Raw genomic sequence first — 1,811 nt, 5'->3', positions numbered from 1 at the left:
TCATCGGCGCGTTCTTCGGCGTGCTGGCGTAAGGGCCCGGCCTATTATTTGCCCCCAAGGGAAACGGCGACCCATTGCGGTCGCCGTTTTTTATTACCGAAAGCTAGTTGGAGGTGCTTCGTGATTCGATCTGACAATCCACCCGATAATGGCGTGAGCGGGGCGATGTATCTATTTGGCACGGCGCTCTTGTGGAGTTTTATCGGCATCCTCGTTCGCGCCAATTCGCAGTCAGCTCTTTTGATCGGTGCCGTCACGGCAATATTTATGGCGCTCTTTATCCTGCTCGTCGGCAGACCCGTCCTTCGCGTCAGCCGTCTTATTGTCCTTGTGGCCGTCTGCAACTTCGTGACGGGCACCACGTTTAACTTTGCCAACCAGCTCACGACGGTCGGCAACGCGATCGTTCTGCAGTACACCTCGATGATTTTCGTTATCGTGTATCAATCGCTCGCAACTCGCACGTTGCCCTCGCCTGCGAAGATTGCCTCCGTGGTGGTTGCTTTTACGGGTATGGGACTTTTCTTTTTAGGTGATTTGAGCGCCGAGGGCATGCTCGGAAATCTACTTGCCGTCATTTCGGGCGCCACCCTTGGGCTGTGTTTCTTTTTAAACTCTCGCCCCGATGCGTCGCCCATGGTGTCCTCGCTCATCTCCTGCGGCATCTCGATACTTCCGATCGTCTATTTTGCCGGCGACCTAGGCTCCGTGAAACCCTTTGAGTGGGGGCTTATGCTGGTGCATGGCCTTTTTTGCAGCGGCCTTGCGAGTGTGCTGTATGCCAAGGGGATTGCGCGCACCAACGCGTTTGCGGCCAACTTGGTTTGCATGAGTGAGGTCGTGCTCGCTCCCTGCTGGTCGGCGCTCCTCTTTGGCGAGGTCTTTCGCTGGAACGAGTTTTTGGGCGCAGCGATGATCGTTTTGGTGATTGTGGCCAACTTGGCATCCGATGCTTTTGGCGACGGCTTTCTGGTGGCGCTTGTCCGCCATCGAAACAAAGAGCGTGCCTAATGGGATGCGCCTGCCGTTTACGGTAAAAAACACCCCGCTGAGCGACTGGTATTAAATAAGGCGAACCTGCATACCTATAATTGGTATCAAATCATTTGTGCCTGGCATGGGTGTTAGCAGCACACCAGGTACGCTTCGAGCCGTGGAATCGAACTCCCGGAATTGATATCAACAACGCGCGCGACGGGAGTGACGACGGTTCGAGATTCCTTATTGGGAGGAATTATGCTTGTCCAAGCAATCCTCGTCGGCTTAGTCGGAGCGTTTGGATGCCTCGACTACCAGCTCGGCACCCTCTACGCGTTCCGCCCCATCGTCCTGTGCCCGCTCGTGGGCCTGGTGCTGGGGGACCTGCAGACTGGCCTTGCCGTTGGCGCCAGCCTGGAGTTGCTGTTCATGGGCTCGATTTCCATCGGCGCCTACGTGCCGCCTAACGAAACCGTCGGCGGCGTGCTCGCCTGCGCGTTTGCCATTCAGCTCGGTCAGGGTACCGAGACGGCCATCGCGCTCGCCATGCCCATCGCCGTCCTTGCGCTGACGATCGGCAACATTACCAATGCCTTGTTCCCTGTGTTTGTCGATATGGCAGACAAGTTCGCCCTCAAGGGAAACCTCAAAGGCATCTACGCCGTTCATTGGGGAATTGGAATCTGGGGCTGCGTCGAGTACTTCCTGCTGTGCGGCGGCGCCTTCTATTTGGGTTCCGACGCCATCCAGGGCCTGCTCGACTTCATCCCGCCCTTCATCATCGACGGTTGCGGCGTTGCCGCCAACATCCTGCCGGCCATGGGCTTCGCCAT

The 1,811-nt window shown here is 57.1% G+C and carries 2 protein-coding genes; both read left to right on the top strand.

The features are described from left to right. Positions 1-120 precede the first annotated feature (120 nt). Positions 121-1,011 (top strand): DMT family transporter, encoded by an 891-nt coding sequence (locus tag DW136_RS09760; protein ID WP_233546565.1) that lies wholly within the window; start codon positions 121-123, stop codon positions 1,009-1,011. A gap of 225 nt (positions 1,012-1,236) precedes the next feature. Next, a partial coding sequence (locus DW136_RS09755; protein ID WP_147330331.1) for a PTS sugar transporter subunit IIC occupies positions 1,237-1,811 on the top strand: 575 nt, incomplete at its 3' end.

Origin of the sequence: Collinsella sp. AM12-1, assembly GCF_003472325.1 — a bacterium.
In the GTDB taxonomy this organism is placed as follows: domain Bacteria; phylum Actinomycetota; class Coriobacteriia; order Coriobacteriales; family Coriobacteriaceae; genus Collinsella.
This window is presented reverse-complemented; position numbering and strand designations above follow the sequence as displayed.